This window comes from Streptomyces sp. NPDC004284 (assembly GCF_042874035.1).
GTDB lineage: Bacteria > Actinomycetota > Actinomycetes > Streptomycetales > Streptomycetaceae > Streptomyces.
In genome coordinates this window covers 914,261-927,582 of sequence record NZ_JBIAMJ010000002.1, presented here as the reverse complement: position 1 = coordinate 927,582, position 13,322 = coordinate 914,261, and the positions used below count along the sequence as shown (strand labels likewise).

Genomic DNA, 13,322 nt, shown 5'->3' with positions numbered 1-13,322 from the left:
GCAGGCAGTCGGACGCGTGTTCTGCCGAGTTCCCGCAAGGGAGGAAAACAGTGACGGATCATGACGTAACGGATCACGATGTTCTGGATCACGACGCGGCGGGTGTCGATCTCCTGCGGAAGAAGGTCTCCGCGTTCGTCCGTGACCGCGTCTTCCCCTCCGAGCCGGATCTCGACGCCGGCGGCCCGACCGCCGGGGACCTTCGGGAGCGGCTGCGCGCGGAGGCCCGCGAGTCCGGTCTGTGGGCGCTCCCCCTGCCGGCCGGACTCGGCGGCGGCGGGCTGGCCCTGGGCGCGTACGCGGCGATCGCCGAGGTCGAGGGGGCCAGTGACCACGGTCCCGCGGCCCTGGGATCGGCGTCCCTCCTCGACGTGACCATGCTGTCCCGGCACGGATCCGCACGGGTGGGCACGGCGTACCTGCCGCGCCTGGTCTCCGGCGACCTCCGTGCCTGCTACGCGATGACGGAGCCGGACACGCCCGGGACCGAGCCCGCGCTCACGGCGACCCGGGCGGAGCGACGGCCCGGCGGCGGCTGGCGCGTCACCGGCCGGAAGTGGTTCGTGTCGCACGCGGGCGACGCGGACCTCGTGACCGTGCTCGCCCGCACGAGCGGATCGCCGGGAGACCGCACCGGCCTGTCCCTCCTCCTCGTGCCGACCGGCTCCCCCGGGTTCCGGGTGGTGCGCGAACTGCCGGTCCTGGGCGCGACCGGGCAGTACGAGATCGAGTTCGACGGCGTCGAGGTCGACGAGGACCACCTCGTCGGCGACACCGGGCAGGCCCTGGCCGTCGCGGGCGAACGCCTCCGACTGGGCCGCACCCTGCGGGCCCTGCGCTGGCTCGGCCAGGCGCAGCGGGCCTTCGCCCTCCTCTGCGACCGCGCCACGGCCCGGGAGGGCGTACGGGGGCGGCTCGCGGACCGTCAGCTCGTCCAGCAGCACGTCTTCGAGGCCCTGCTGGCGCTGAGGACGACACGGCCGCTCGTGTACGAGGCGATGGCCCTGGTCGCGGACGGACACGACGCCCACGTGGAGGTCGGCCTCGCGAAGACGGCGGCGGCCCGCACGCTCCAGGACGTCGCGGACCGGGCCGTCCAGGTCTTCGGCGCGGCCGGACTCGGCCCGGACACGCCCCTGCCGACGCTGTTCCGCACGGGCCGGACGGCACGGATCCTCGACGGTCCGGACGAGCAGCACGTCTCGTCCGTCGCCCGGCGCGTCCTGCGGGACCGCGGGGGCTCCGCCGCCGCACCCGCCTGAGGCCGCCCCGGCCGTCGGCCCTCCCGTCGGTACGGTCCGGCCGGGCTCCGTCCATCCGTTCCGGCGTGCGGGGGAGCACACTGGCAGGAGGGGGCGGAAGGCTTGTCCCGTCCGGGGTTCGGCTGGTCCGCCCGCTCGTGGAAGAGGGTGCGCGGATGCCCAGAACCCGGTCCTCGTCCCGCTCGCGCTATGCCCCGGACCGCGGGCTCGCGACGCGCATGGCGACGACGATGTTCCTGATCGGCCTGCTGTACGTGGTCTTCGTCGGCGTCCTGCTGGTGCTGCTGCGCGGATCCTGGCCGATCATCCTGCTGATCACGGGCCTGCTGTTCGTCGGGCAGTTCTGGTTCAGCGACCGGATCGCCGCGCTGGGCATGGGCGCGCGCGAGGTGACCCGCGAGCAGGCTCCCGAGCTGCACGGCACCGTGGACCGGATCTGCGCGCTGGCCGACATGCCGAAGCCGAAGGTGGCGGTCGCCCAGAGCGACGTGCCGAACGCCTTCGCCACCGGTCGCGGCGAGAAGACCGCCCTGGTCTGCGTCACGACCGGCCTGCTGCGGCGCCTGGAGCCGGAGGAGCTGGAGGGGGTCCTCGCGCACGAGATGTCGCACGTGGCGCACCGGGACGTCGCGGTCATGACCATCGCGTCCTTCCTCGGCGTCCTCGCGGGGATGATGACGCGGGTCGCGCTCTACAGCGGTCTCGGCCGTAGCAGGGACAGCACCATGGGGCTCGCCGCGATCCTCGTCCCCGTGGTCAGCGCGGCCGTGTACGTCGTCAGTTTCCTGCTGACCCGCGTCCTGTCCCGCTACCGCGAGCTGGCCGCCGACCGCGCCGCCGCGCTCCTCACGGGGCGCCCGTCGGCGCTCGCCTCCGCGCTCACCAAGGTGAGCGGCCAGATGGCCCGGATCCCGACGGAGGACCTGCGCAAGGCGGAGCCGTACAACGCCTTCTGGTTCGCGCCCGCCTTCTCCTCCAAGGAGAGCCTGGGCCGGCTGCTCTCCACCCACCCCACCCTGGAGCAGCGGCTCGAACAGCTCGCGCGGATCTCGGCGCAGCTCGGTGGGGCGTGACGGCGGTGGGTCTGCTCGACAGCATCCTCGGGCGCAGCCGGCCGGTGCGGCCCGATCTGGACCGTCTCTTCGGGCTCCCGGCCGCGGCGCTCACCCTTCAGGCGGGCACGGGCTTCGTCCCGGCCGGCGTGGGGTCGGTGTGCTTCGCCGCGGTGGAGGGCGGTGCCTTCGCCCGCCTCAAGGAGGACGTACGGGACCTCCTCGACGTCGAGGTCACGGCCCGGCCCGATCCGGGTGCGGGCGGCGGCGAGGACCGGAGCGCCGGGCCGGGGGCGCCCCCCGTGACGTACGCCTCGGACGCGTACGGCTACACCTGGCTCACCGTACGACGTCCCGGCGAGGACCTGGCCACGCTGGTCACCGACCTGCACGCGGTCAACGCGCTCCTCGAGGAGGCCGGCTTCGGCCCTGATCTGCTCTGCTCCCTGACCGCCTTCCGCGCCCCGGCCGCCGGGGCCCGGGGGCCGGGGACGGAGGACGCGGGGACCGACGCTCCGGCCGCCGACGGGCACCGGGCGCGCGACCTCGCGCTCGTGTACCTCTACAAGCGCGGCACCTTCTATCCCTTCGCGCCGCGCGCCGACCGCGCCGAGAGCCGCGACAACGCCCTTGAGCTCCAGGTCAGGGGCCTGCTGGCCGGTGACCTCGCGATGGAGCCGGACATGGAGCGGTGGTTCCCGGTCTGGGGCGCGCCGGGGCTCGGCGGGGCGGAGCGGCTCCCGGAGGCCTGAAGGCCGACGGCCGGCGTCACGGGAGCCCCTCATCCGTAGGGGTCGTGCGGCGCGCTCAGTCGGCGATCGGCCAGTTGAGCTCGGTCCGCAGGTCCCGCGGGTCCATGTCGGGCGTCGGCCGTGTCACGTACACCTCCCACCGGTCCTCGCCGCCGCGCAGCCCTTGTGCCCCGATCCAGGCCCCGAGCCGTTCCCAGGCCTCCCCGAGCCCGTCGAACCCGCCGTGATGCGTCACCCGTGCGACCCTCCCGCCGGGGAGCTCGCCGGCGACCACCCCGTCCTCGGCGTTCACCTCCCGCCCCGTGACGAACCCGACCTCCAGGTCCAGCGCCTCCCCCGGCGCCCCGTGGGACAGCCCGAAGGCGGCGCTCCTCGGCGGGACCTGCTGCCTCTGCAGCACCCGCCCGAGCGCCCCGAAGGCCTCGTCGAAGAAGGTGCGCAGTTCCCCGAGGGGCACGACGCCGCGTACGACGGCGGTGGTCTGGGGTGCGAGTTCCACGAGCCGGGGCTGCCGCTCGTCGTCCGGGGTGTCGCTGTCGTGGTCGTTCTGCGTGCTCATGTCGTTCCGGCGCTCCGATCCGCGTTGACGGCGTACGGGGAACGTACCGACCGGATGCGTGCCGGAAGGTCATCGCCGCGCCCGTGGCCGCGTCCTCCACCGGGCACGGCCCGGAGCCTCACGGGGTGCGGAGCCAGGCGTCGGTGAGCGTCCGGACCGCGGAGCCGTCCAGGTCGGCGAGTGTGGTGCCGACGAACTCGCGGGCCCACTCGGAGGTCTGGACGCGGAACGGGGGGCGGTCCCCGGTGAGGGCCTCGACGATCGGGGCCGCGGCCTCGAACGGCGTCTGGGCGTTGCCGAAGGACTTCTGGGTGCGGGCGAGGTACGCCTGGAGGGCCGGGGCGTACGGTCCGGCGTCGGCGAGCAGGGCCGGGACGTCCAGGCCGATGTTGGCGACGAACTCGCTGGCCACCGCGCCGGGTTCGACCACGGTGACGCCGACGCCGACCGTGGCGGCGACGGGGTCGAGCGACTGCATGAAGCCCTCGACGGCGAACTTCGCCGCGCAGTACGCCTCGTTGAAGGGCTGCCCGACCGCGCCGCCCACGCTGGTGACGGTGATCACCCGGCCCCGGGTCGCCCGGAGGTGCGGCAGGGCCGCACGGGTGGTGGCGACCACGCCGAAGAAGTTGACCTCCATGGCGGCGCGGAAGTCGTCGAGGCCCATCCGCTCGACGGTGCCGACCTGCGCGGCGCCGGCGTTGTTGACCAGCGCGTCGAGGCGGCCGTGCTCGGCGATCACCTCGTCCAGGCACGCGGTGATGCTGTCGGGGTCGACGACGTCGAGGCGCTTGACCTGGATCCGGTCGGTGACCGCGTGCTCGGCCGCCGCCTTGAGCAGGGCTTCGGCCTTTCCGGTGTCGCGCATGGTGGCGACGGCGGTCCAGCCGGCCCGGGCGGCGGCCACGGCGGTGGCCAGGCCGATCCCGGAGGACGTACCGGTGATCAGGACGGTCTTCTCGCTGGCCATCAAGGGGCCTCCTCGTCTGTCGTACGGAGCGCCGGCCCTTAACCGGGGAACTCCCCATTTAGGCGGGAGGCTAACCGGGGAACTCCCCGTTTGTCCAGATAGACTGGATCCCGACGAAGGGAGCAGCCTTGACCACCCAGCCGAGCGTCTTGCGCGCCGATGCCCGCCGCAACCGGGAGCGCATCCTCGAAGCGGCCGTACGCGCTTTCGCCGAGAAGGGCGCGGACGTTCCGATCGACACGATCGCCAAGGCCGCCGGCGTCGGCTCGGCCACGCTCTACCGCCACTTCCCCACGCGGGAGGCGCTGGTCGAGGCCGCCTACCGCAACGAGCTGGCCCGTGTCTGCGACAGCGCCGCCGAGCTGCTGGCCGAGTTCCCGCCGGACCGGGCCCTGCGCCTGTGGATGGACCGGTTCATCGACTACCTGGCCGCCAAGCAAGGCATGGCGGACGCCCTGCGGGCCGCCGTCGCGTCCGGCGCGGACCCCTTCGCCGAGACCCTCGACCGGCTCGGCGCGGCCATCGACTCCCTGCTCCACGCGGGAGCCGACGCCGGTCTCCTCCGTTCGGACGTCGACCCCTTCGACATCGGCCTCAGCCTCGCCGGCGTCGCGCTGATCACCAGCTCCCCGGCCCAGCGGAACCGCTCCGGCCGCCTCCTCGACCTGCTCCTCGACGGACTTCGCCACGGAGCGAACGAATAGCCCCCGCCGGGAGGACACCCCGCGGACCGAGGCGGAGACCGTGGTCCGGGCGACTCCTCGATTCGCTTGCGAACGCCCGGTCCGGCTGGGGCAGGATGCTCCCATGGACAGGGACGAGGAAAGCATCGTGGCCGAGGTCGTCGAGCGAGAGCTGCTGTTGATGAGTCCGGCCGTGCGGTCGTCCAGGGCGCTGGTGGATCAGCTCCTCGATCCGGAGTTCGTGGAGGTGGGCGCCTCGGGCCGCAGGTGGGACCGCCGGTCGATGCTCTCGGGGATTCCGGTCATGCAGGGTGCGGCCGACGACGGCCCGCAGTACGTGGCCTCCGGGATGACGGGCGCCGTGCTGGCGCCGGGGATCGTGCACCTGACGTTCGAGACCGTGCTCGACGGCAGGCGGGCCCGGAGAAGCTCGATCTGGCGGAAGTCGGACGACGCGACGGGGTGGCGGATGTACTACCACCACGCCACGCCGGTGCCGGACGCGTGAGGCTCAGTCCCCCGCCGGGTCCGGGGCGAGGTCGATGCGGGCCGCCACGGGAAGGTGGTCGCTCGGCGTCGCGGGGAGCGTCCAGGCCGAAGTGGCCTTCATGCCCCTGAGGAGGATCTGATCGATCCGGACGACCGGGAAGCGTGACGGCCAGGTGAAGCCGAAGCCCTCGCCGGCCGCGGACTGGGCCGAGGTCATGCGGGTGGTGAGCGGGCGCAGCGCGCGGTCGTCGGTGGAGCCGTTGAAGTCGCCCATGACGAGGACGCGCGGGGAGCGTTCGGCCCGCAGGATCCCGGCCAGGAGGCCGACGACCTCGTCGCGTGTGCCGGTGGTGAAGCCGGTGGGGCCGACGCGGACGGACGGGAGGTGGACGACGTAGACGGCCAGCGGCCCCTCGGGGGTGTCCACGGTGGCGCGCATGGCCCGGGTCCACGGCATGATCGGCACCGCACGCGCGTCCCTCAGGGGACGGGTGCTCCACAGGCCGACCGTGCCCTGGGAGAAGTGGTACGGGTAGGACGCGGCGAGGGCCTGCTCGTAGGCGGGTGCCGTGGCCGGGCTCAGTTCCTCCAGTGCCAGTACGTCGGCCCGGGAGGCGATCAGGGTCCGCACGGTGCCGGACGGATCGGGATTGTCCTGGTTGACGTTGTGGCTGACCACGGTGAGGTCCCCGCCCGGCGACGACCTGTCGGTCAGGGCACCGCCGCAGACCACCGTCCAGGCGCTCATCGGCAGCACCAGGGCCGCTGTCGCCGTCGGTGATCTCCGCAGCAGCGCCACGGCCGACAGCATCACGATCACGAGGGCGGTCCAGGGGAGCAGGGTCTCGAACAGGCTGCCCAGACGGCCCGGGGCGTCGGGGAGCCGGCGGTGCCCCGCGATGAGCAGGGCGAGGAGGAGGCAGCAGATCGCGGTCGGGGTGCCCCGACGGCGTGACGGCCTCGGACTCGGCCTCGACAGCGGGGGCGGGGACGCGCTCTCTCCGGCCGCCTCTGCGGCACTTGCCGGCCGTACGGTCGTCATCGCCGCTCAGCCTTCCGTCCGCGCCGGGTCCAGCCGGTCGCCGAGTGCGGCGATCAGCCGGCGGCTGCCGTCGACGGCCGCCCGGAGGCCTTCGGCGGGAGTGGTGCCGGCCCGCTGGTGCAGGACGGCGCCCAGGAGCAGACGCGTCCTGCCGCCGACGCGGACCTCGCGGGCCCACAGGAGGTTGCCGCCCGCCGGGGTGCTGGAGCCGGTCTTGAGGCCGACGACGCCGGGGGTGTCCAGCAGGGAGTTGGTGTTGGTGATCGGGCCGATGCCGGGGACGGTGACGGTCCGGCTGGCCACGATGTCGCGGAAGACGGGGTCCTTCATCACCTGGCGGGCCAGTGTGAGCTGGTCGGTCGCGGTGCTCGTGGTCGTCACCTCGATCCCGCTCGCCCCCGTGTAGGTCGACCGGTCCATGCCCAGCTCGTCGGCGGCCCGTTGCATCTTCTTCACGAAGCCCTCCTGGGTCCCGGAGTCCCAACGGGACAGCAGGCGGGCGATGTTGTTCCCGGAGGGGATCAGCAGCAGCTCGAGGAGCCGGCGTTGGGAGTAGCTCCGGCCGGCCCGGACCGGAACGGTCGACTCGCCGCCGACCCCGACCTCGTACGCGGCCTGCCGGTCCACCTCGATCCCGGGGCCCGCCTCCCCCGGCCGCAGCGGGTGTTCCTTGAGGATCACATGGGCGGTCATCACCTTCGCCAGGCTCGCGATCGGCACGGGCCGCTGCTCGCCCGGCACACCGACCGGCAGGGCGTCTTCGAGTCCGATGGCGGTCTGGCCGTCCTTCGGCCACGGAATCGTGGCGCCGTCGACGATCCCCTTCAGACCGCCGTCCGGGCCGGCGGGAGACACGACGTCGGTTCCGGTGCCGGTCGTGGAGGCGGAGCCGCCCTGTGTCCCGGCTGCGGTGACGCCGAGGGCCGTCAGCAGGAACAAGGCCAGCGCACCGCCGGTGACGCGGTTGCGGTGGGCGGGGGAAAGGGACATCGGGGGCCACCTCCGAAGGCTGCCGTACGGGATCGGTACGGCAGCAAGGCTGCGTGGCGGGTGTGTCCGCACGACGGACGCGGAACCGTCGCGAGCGCTCAGGAACCCATCGGTCGTGTATCAGGCCGGCCGTGTCTCAGGCCGGAGCCCTCTCGGGCCCTGCTCCCGCCGGACCCGCCTCGGGCAGACGCACGGTCGCCACCGCTCCCCCGTCGCCGGGGTCGTTGGTGAACTCCAGCGTCGCTTCGATCACCTTCGCCTGACCGGACGCGATGGTCAGTCCCAGGCCGTGGCCGCGCCCCCGCTCGGCCGCGCCCGTACGGAACCGCTGCGGGCCGTGGACCAGCAGGTCCTCGGGGAAACCCGGGCCGTGGTCCCGTACGGTGATCGTCCGGCCGGAGACGGTGACCTCGACGGGGCCGGCGCCGTGGCGGTGGGCGTTGACGACGAGGTTGGCGATGATCCGGTCCAGGCGCCGCGGATCCGTCTCGGCCGTCGCCGCGCCGCGGTCGGTCACCCCTGCCGCGAGGCCCGTCCTCGCGACCGATTCCCGGACGAGTTCGGTCAGGGCGACCGGCCGTGGCTGGGACTGTTCGGCGCCGGCGTCGAGACGGGAGATCTCCAGCAGGTCCTCGACCAGATCGCGCAGCACCCGGACCCGGTCCCTGACCAGGTCGGTGGCCTCGCCCTCGGGAAGCAGGCCGGCCGAGGTGACCAGGCCCATCAGCGGCGTGCGCAGCTCGTGCGCGACATCGGCGGTGAAGCGCTGCTCGGCGGCGATGCGCTGCCGCAGGCTGTCGGCCATCGAGTCGACCACGGCCGCGATCTCGCCGACCTCGTCGCCGTCACGGCGTCCCGTCTCGGTGCGGGCGTCGAGGTCACCGGCCGTGATGCGGCGGGCCGTGCGGGCCACCCGGCGCAGACGCCTCGCCGGCAGCTCGGTCGCCAGAGCGGTGACCGGGACGACGACGGCCAGGGTGAGCAGCGAGTACTTCCACATGTGGCGGTCGAGGGCCTGACGGGTGAGCCGGTCCGCGGTCATGTCCAGCTCGACCGCGTACAGCTGCCCGCCCTCCTTCTTCGCCGCCCAGAAGACGGGAGCGGGGGTCTTGTCCTCGTAGAGCGTGCCCGCGCCGTCACGTTCGACCTGCCGCAGCAGGGCGTCCGGAAGCTCCGCGGGGGTCACCACGGGAGCTTCCCGCCGGGAGGCCCGGGCTTCTCCCAGCGCTTCGTCCAGGGCGTTGCCCGCCCTGCCCGCTCCCTCGTGCATCGACCGGTTCAGGGTCGATTCGTGCACGAGCACGCCGACCGTCAGCGCCATCGCGGCACAGGCCAGGCTCACCAGCAGAATGATCTTCCAGCGCAGCGAACGGGGGTTCAGCAGCGCGCTCATGGCCGTCATCCGGGGCGTTCCGTTCAGCGCCGGAGTTTGTAGCCGAAGCCGCGGACCGTCTCGACGCGGTCGGCGCCGATCTTCTTGCGCAGCCGCTGCACGCACAGATCGACGACCCGGGTGTCGCCGTCCCAGCCGTAGTCCCAGACGTTGCGCAGCAGGGTCTGGCGGTCCAGCACGATCCCGGGGTGGGAGGCGAACTCCAGCAGGAGCCGCAGCTCCGTCGGGGCGAGGGCGATCTCCGCGCCGCCCCTGCGGACCTCCAGCGCCGCGGGGTCGACCGTCAGGTCGCCGAAGACCAGCAGGCCGTCGGCCACCCCGGCACGCTCGGTCCGCCCCGGTTGCCCGGTCTGCTCGTTCTGCGGGGGTACGAAGGCGGCGCGGCGCAGCAGTGAGCGGATCCGGGCGACCAGGACCGCGGTGTCGACGGGCTTGACCACGTAGTCGTCGGCGCCGGCCTCCAGTCCGGAGACCACGTCGAGGGAGTCGCCGCGCGCGGACATCATCAGGATCGGTTCCATGCTGGTCTCCCTGATCCGGCGGCACAGCCCGATGCCGTCCAGGTCCGGCAGCATCACGTCGAGCAGCAGCAGGTCGTGCCGGCCCTCCCGGGACAGCTCCAGTCCGGTCAGACCGTCGCCCGCGGCCATCACTCCGTAGCCGTAGCGCTCCAGGGCCATCGCGACGGATCTGCGGATCACCTCGTCGTCCTCGACGAGCAGGATCGTCACGGGAGCGGAATCAGACATGTGCATCCATCGGGCGGGGTACCGGTCGGTCCTCCATCATGCCTCACGCCCCGCGGGGGGCCGCCGGAGCCGGAACGCCCGCGGAACCGGCGAAGCGGTAGGCCTGACCAGGCCTGATACGGGACTGATACACGCCTGCGCGGCCTTCGACGCACAACTGCGCCGCCACTGCCGCACGGACACCCGCCGGCGTCGGCCGGCGGGTGTCCCCGCGGTCATGTCCGTGGTGCCGCCGCGTCCTTGACCCCCGGCTCGACGGGCTGCTGCGGAGCGGGCGGGGTGCGGACCAGCAGGGCGATCAGTACGGCCAGTCCGCCGATCACGGCGCCGACGCCGAATCCCCACCGGACGCCCGTCGCCAGGGCACCGGCGGTGTCGGCTCCGCCGGCCGCCGCCGTGGCGGCGTGTCCCGACATGACGCTGATGACCAGGGCGGTGCCGGCGGCGGCCGCGACCTGCTGGAGCGAGCCCAGAATGGCGGAGCCGTGGGGGTAGAGGTGCGGCGGCAGTACGGACAGGCCGGACGTGAAGACGGGGGTGAACACGAACGCCATGCCGGCGCTCAGGGCCACGTGCAGGACGAGTACCAGCCACGGCGAGGTCTGTTCGCTCGTGAGGAGGGCGAACAGGGCGAGGCAGACCGCGGTGAGCGCGGCTCCGGGTACGACGAGGCGGGGTGCGCCGAGCCGGTCGTAGAGCTTGCCGACCTGCGGTCCGAGCAGGCCCATGGTCAGGCCGCCGGGGATGAGGAGCAGCCCGGTCTGCAGTGAGGTCAGCTCGGACACCTCCTGGAGGTAGATCGGCAGCAGGATGAACGCGCCCATGAGGGCCATGAAGGACAGGCACATCAGGACGAGCGCCACGGAGAAGTGCCGGTGCGTCAGCGTGCGCAGGTCGAGCAGCGGTGTGGAGGAGCGCTGCAGTGCCAGCTGCCGCCAGGCGAACAGGCCCACCAGGACGACGCCTGCCAGGGTCGTGACCGCCGGGGGCACGGGGGCCTGGGCCGAGCCCTCGGCACCGAGCCCGCTCAGGCCGTAGACGAGGGCGCCGAAGCCCACCGCCGCCAGGGGTACGGACAGCCAGTCGATGGGGCCGGCCTGCGGCTCTCCGATGTTGACCAGTTGGCGCCGGCCGAGGAGGGCCATGGCTCCGGCGATGGGCAGCACGGCCAGGAACAGCAGGCGCCATGACCCCAGTTGCAGCAGCACGCCGGAGGCCGCGGGGCCGAGTGCGGGTGCGACGGAGATGACGAGGGTGATGTTCCCCATGACCCGGCCGCGGTCCTGCGGGGGCACGAGGGTCATCAGCGTCGTCATGAGCAGCGGCATCATGACGGCGGTGCCGCCGGCCTGGATGACACGGGCGGTCAGCAGCACGGGGAAGGCGGGCGCGGCCGCGGCCAGCGACGTGCCGGCGAGGAACAGCGCCATGGCGAGGCCGAAGGCGGTCCGGGTCGTCACGCGCTGGAGGAACCACCCCGTCACCGGGATGACGACGGCCATGGTGAGCATGAAGGACGTGGACAGCCACCCCGCGGCCGCCGCGGTGACCTCGAACTCGCGCATGAGCCGCGGGATCGCGTTGACCATGATCGTCTCGTTGAGGAGGACGACGAAGGTGGACAGCACGAGGATCCGCAGTACGGCGGTGACGCGGGCGGGTGGGAGCGCGGGCGCCGCGGGGGATGCGAGCATGGTGCCTTCCGTCATGTGAGTGTCCTCCGCTCGGGCGGGTCACATGGGCAGACCGCGGTGCCGGGAAGAACTCATCGGTGGTCTCCGATCCTCCCGATTCCGCCGACGGGGCTCAACCCATTTACCGTCACCGCCCGGCGCGTCCGGGGACGCACCGGGCGGTGCCTGTGGCGGTTACGGGGCGAAGGCGCAGTGGGGCATCCCCGGCGAGTAGCCGTCGGAGGCGACCACCGCGGTGTTCAACCACCAGTCGTAGACCCGGGTTCCGTCGGACAGGCGGTCCCAGGTCCTGAACTCCTGGCCGTTCAGGTAGTGCTGACCGTCCCAGCCTCCGTACGAGATCTGGCACTCGACGTAGACGCTCGCCCGTAGTTCGCCGATCCCACGACGGCGGCTCCGTACTGGACGCTCCACGCGGGATCGCGAGGGCCCGGTACCGCAGGGGTGCCGCCTACGCCGACCAGGGCCTCCACGCACAGGCCCTCGAAGCGGCGCAGGCCTCGCTCGCGCTGTTCCGGCAGATCGACGACGCGTGGGGGCCGGGAGGCGCCCACCAGGTCATCGGCCGCGCCCTGTCCGGTCTCGGGCGGCCGGACAGGGCGGCGGAGGCCTACCGGCGGGCGCTGGCGGTCTTCACGTCCGTGTCCGACACCCGGCGTGCGCATCAGACCGCGCACGCCCTGCGTCTGGCCGAGGACACGGCGTCCGCTTCCGCGCACGACGGAGGCGGCCCCTTCCTCTTCCTCTGAGCGGACCGGGAACCTCCTCTCACATGACGGTCCGGTACGACACCCACGGTCCCGTCCTGACCCCGTCGCGCAGATCCCCGATGCGGCGGTGCCATTCGGCGCGCAAGGAGGGGTGGGTGCGCAGGAGCGGCAGGACCACGGTGAGCACGTTGAGCGCGTGGACGCGGATCAGGGCGGGGAGGCCGGCCCAGTCGCGGGGGTCGAAACCGTACGCGTCGACGAGGCGTTGGTAGTCCGCCCAGGGGCGTCCGTACCGCAGGCAGCCGACGAGTTCGGGGGCCAGGTCCCATTCGGGCGGCCCGAGGCACATGAAGTCCAGGTCGCACAGGACGGCATGGCCCTCGGGCGCGCGCAGCATGTTGCCGATGTGGGCGTCGCCGTGGATGACCGCGCGCGGGAGCGCGAAGGGAAGGCGGGGCAGTTCGTCCGCCACTTCGTCGGCGAGGCCGTGGAGGAAGGCGAGGTCGTCGGGCGGGATGTCGTCCGGGGCCCGGCGGAGCCGAGCGCGGGCCACGCGCAGGGGGTTCCACTCGGGCAGGGGGTAGGGGGGTGGGTCGAGTGCGTGGATCCGGCGGAGGGGTGCGGCCAGTTCGGATGCGGTCGGCTGGTGTTCCGGGCGCTGGGGGAGGTAGCGCCAGAACGTGGCCGGCATCCCGTTCGCCGTGATGACCGGCTGGTCGACGGGGAGCGCGGCGAGCCGCACGGTGGGCAGGTCCTGGTCCTCCAGCCACCGCGCCAGGCGCACGATGCGGGTGGCGTCCTCCGTGGCCAGTTGAGGACCCGCGATGCGTACGACGAGGGGGGCGGAGCGGAGGCGGAAGACGGCGTTCACCGTGATGTGGAGCAGTTCTGCGCCTTCCGCGCTCACGCCCACGGTCCGGCAGGCGCCGTCCAGCGCGCGGTGGAACGCCTCGGCGTCGAACGGTGCCGTGCCCATC

15 protein-coding genes are annotated in these 13,322 nt (G+C 73.2%); 6 read left to right on the top strand and 9 right to left on the bottom strand.

Features of this window, described 5'->3' with window-relative positions; all coding sequences use genetic code 11:
- The first annotated feature begins 50 nt into the window (after positions 1 to 50).
- The 3 genes from ACFYUS_RS09295 (at position 51) to ACFYUS_RS09285 (ending at position 3,066) form a co-directional block, all read left to right on the top strand.
- Positions 51 to 1,262: an acyl-CoA dehydrogenase family protein gene (locus ACFYUS_RS09295; protein WP_388847574.1), complete on the top strand. Its 1,212-nt coding sequence runs from the start codon at positions 51 to 53 to the stop codon at positions 1,260 to 1,262.
- A 155-nt stretch (positions 1,263 to 1,417) separates the two neighbouring features.
- Positions 1,418 to 2,335, top strand: coding sequence for a zinc metalloprotease HtpX (gene htpX, locus ACFYUS_RS09290; RefSeq protein ID WP_388847572.1), 918 nt, complete (start codon positions 1,418 to 1,420; stop codon positions 2,333 to 2,335).
- Positions 2,336 to 2,340: 5 nt separating this feature from the next.
- A complete protein-coding gene (locus ACFYUS_RS09285) occupies positions 2,341 to 3,066 on the top strand; it encodes a hypothetical protein (RefSeq protein WP_388847784.1) in 726 nt (241 codons plus the stop codon).
- 55 nt (positions 3,067 to 3,121) lie between these two features.
- Here ACFYUS_RS09285 and ACFYUS_RS09280 read toward each other — a convergent pair whose 3' ends face one another.
- Both ACFYUS_RS09280 and ACFYUS_RS09275 read right to left on the bottom strand, forming a co-directional pair.
- The gene (locus ACFYUS_RS09280) at positions 3,122 to 3,625 is read right to left on the bottom strand and encodes a GyrI-like domain-containing protein (protein WP_388847570.1); all 504 of its coding nucleotides are present in this window, start codon (positions 3,623 to 3,625) and stop codon (positions 3,122 to 3,124) included.
- Between the two features lie 118 nt (positions 3,626 to 3,743).
- Entirely contained in the window at positions 3,744 to 4,595 is an 852-nt protein-coding gene (locus ACFYUS_RS09275; protein WP_388847568.1) for an SDR family NAD(P)-dependent oxidoreductase, read from the bottom strand.
- A gap of 128 nt (positions 4,596 to 4,723) precedes the next feature.
- Between ACFYUS_RS09275 and ACFYUS_RS09270 the strand changes: the two genes are divergently transcribed.
- Together ACFYUS_RS09270 and ACFYUS_RS09265 are read left to right on the top strand one after the other, a co-directional pair.
- Positions 4,724 to 5,299, top strand: coding sequence for a TetR/AcrR family transcriptional regulator (locus tag ACFYUS_RS09270; RefSeq protein WP_388847566.1), 576 nt, complete (start codon positions 4,724 to 4,726; stop codon positions 5,297 to 5,299).
- 103 nt (positions 5,300 to 5,402) lie between these two features.
- Entirely contained in the window at positions 5,403 to 5,786 is a 384-nt protein-coding gene (locus ACFYUS_RS09265) for a DUF4440 domain-containing protein (RefSeq protein ID WP_388847564.1), read from the top strand.
- A 3-nt stretch (positions 5,787 to 5,789) separates the two neighbouring features.
- On the opposite strand, the gene ACFYUS_RS09260 is transcribed toward ACFYUS_RS09265, so the two are convergent.
- The 6 genes from ACFYUS_RS09260 to ACFYUS_RS09235 all read right to left on the bottom strand — a co-directional run bounded on the left by ACFYUS_RS09260 (position 5,790) and on the right by ACFYUS_RS09235 (position 12,049).
- The gene (locus tag ACFYUS_RS09260; RefSeq protein WP_388847562.1) at positions 5,790 to 6,809 is read right to left on the bottom strand and encodes an endonuclease/exonuclease/phosphatase family protein; all 1,020 of its coding nucleotides are present in this window, start codon (positions 6,807 to 6,809) and stop codon (positions 5,790 to 5,792) included.
- 6 nt (positions 6,810 to 6,815) lie between these two features.
- Entirely contained in the window at positions 6,816 to 7,799 is a 984-nt protein-coding gene (locus tag ACFYUS_RS09255) for a D-alanyl-D-alanine carboxypeptidase family protein (RefSeq protein ID WP_388847560.1), read from the bottom strand.
- Positions 7,800 to 7,935: 136 nt separating this feature from the next.
- Complete coding sequence (locus tag ACFYUS_RS09250; protein ID WP_388847558.1) at positions 7,936 to 9,201, bottom strand: ATP-binding protein; 1,266 nt, start codon at positions 9,199 to 9,201, stop codon at positions 7,936 to 7,938.
- Between the two features lie 14 nt (positions 9,202 to 9,215).
- The gene (cseB, locus tag ACFYUS_RS09245) at positions 9,216 to 9,941 is read right to left on the bottom strand and encodes a two-component system response regulator CseB (protein ID WP_388847556.1); all 726 of its coding nucleotides are present in this window, start codon (positions 9,939 to 9,941) and stop codon (positions 9,216 to 9,218) included.
- Between the two features lie 215 nt (positions 9,942 to 10,156).
- Positions 10,157 to 11,650 (bottom strand): DHA2 family efflux MFS transporter permease subunit, encoded by a 1,494-nt coding sequence (locus tag ACFYUS_RS09240; protein ID WP_388847554.1) that lies wholly within the window; start codon positions 11,648 to 11,650, stop codon positions 10,157 to 10,159.
- 159 nt (positions 11,651 to 11,809) lie between these two features.
- Positions 11,810 to 12,049 (bottom strand): hypothetical protein, encoded by a 240-nt coding sequence (locus tag ACFYUS_RS09235; protein ID WP_388847552.1) that lies wholly within the window; start codon positions 12,047 to 12,049, stop codon positions 11,810 to 11,812.
- On the opposite strand from ACFYUS_RS09235, the gene ACFYUS_RS09230 reads away from it, so the two are divergent.
- Positions 12,037 to 12,384, top strand: a complete 348-nt coding sequence (locus ACFYUS_RS09230) for a tetratricopeptide repeat protein (protein ID WP_388847782.1) — start codon at positions 12,037 to 12,039, stop codon at positions 12,382 to 12,384. The two genes, ACFYUS_RS09235 and ACFYUS_RS09230, sit on opposite strands and share 13 nt — an antisense overlap.
- 19 nt (positions 12,385 to 12,403) lie before the next feature.
- On the opposite strand, the gene ACFYUS_RS09225 is transcribed toward ACFYUS_RS09230, so the two are convergent.
- Positions 12,404 to 13,321, bottom strand: a complete 918-nt coding sequence (locus ACFYUS_RS09225) for a phosphotransferase enzyme family protein (protein ID WP_388847550.1) — start codon at positions 13,319 to 13,321, stop codon at positions 12,404 to 12,406.
- Between the last annotated feature and the right edge of the window lies 1 nt (position 13,322).

What these genes read in the sequence shown, in the direction of transcription:
- htpX (WP_388847572.1), top strand. Translation starts at nt 1,418, where the DNA reads ATGCCCAGAACCCGGTCCTCGTCCCGCTCGCGCTATGCCCCGGACCGC.
- ACFYUS_RS09280 (WP_388847570.1), bottom strand. Translation starts at nt 3,625, where the DNA reads ATGAGCACGCAGAACGACCACGACAGCGACACCCCGGACGACGAGCGG.
- ACFYUS_RS09275 (WP_388847568.1), bottom strand. Translation starts at nt 4,595, where the DNA reads ATGGCCAGCGAGAAGACCGTCCTGATCACCGGTACGTCCTCCGGGATC.
- ACFYUS_RS09265 (WP_388847564.1), top strand. Translation starts at nt 5,403, where the DNA reads ATGGACAGGGACGAGGAAAGCATCGTGGCCGAGGTCGTCGAGCGAGAG.
- ACFYUS_RS09260 (WP_388847562.1), bottom strand. Translation starts at nt 6,809, where the DNA reads ATGACGACCGTACGGCCGGCAAGTGCCGCAGAGGCGGCCGGAGAGAGC.
- ACFYUS_RS09255 (WP_388847560.1), bottom strand. Translation starts at nt 7,799, where the DNA reads ATGTCCCTTTCCCCCGCCCACCGCAACCGCGTCACCGGCGGTGCGCTG.
- ACFYUS_RS09250 (WP_388847558.1), bottom strand. Translation starts at nt 9,201, where the DNA reads ATGACGGCCATGAGCGCGCTGCTGAACCCCCGTTCGCTGCGCTGGAAG.
- cseB (WP_388847556.1), bottom strand. Translation starts at nt 9,941, where the DNA reads ATGTCTGATTCCGCTCCCGTGACGATCCTGCTCGTCGAGGACGACGAG.
- ACFYUS_RS09240 (WP_388847554.1), bottom strand. Translation starts at nt 11,650, where the DNA reads ATGACGGAAGGCACCATGCTCGCATCCCCCGCGGCGCCCGCGCTCCCA.
- ACFYUS_RS09225 (WP_388847550.1), bottom strand. Translation starts at nt 13,321, where the DNA reads ATGGGCACGGCACCGTTCGACGCCGAGGCGTTCCACCGCGCGCTGGAC.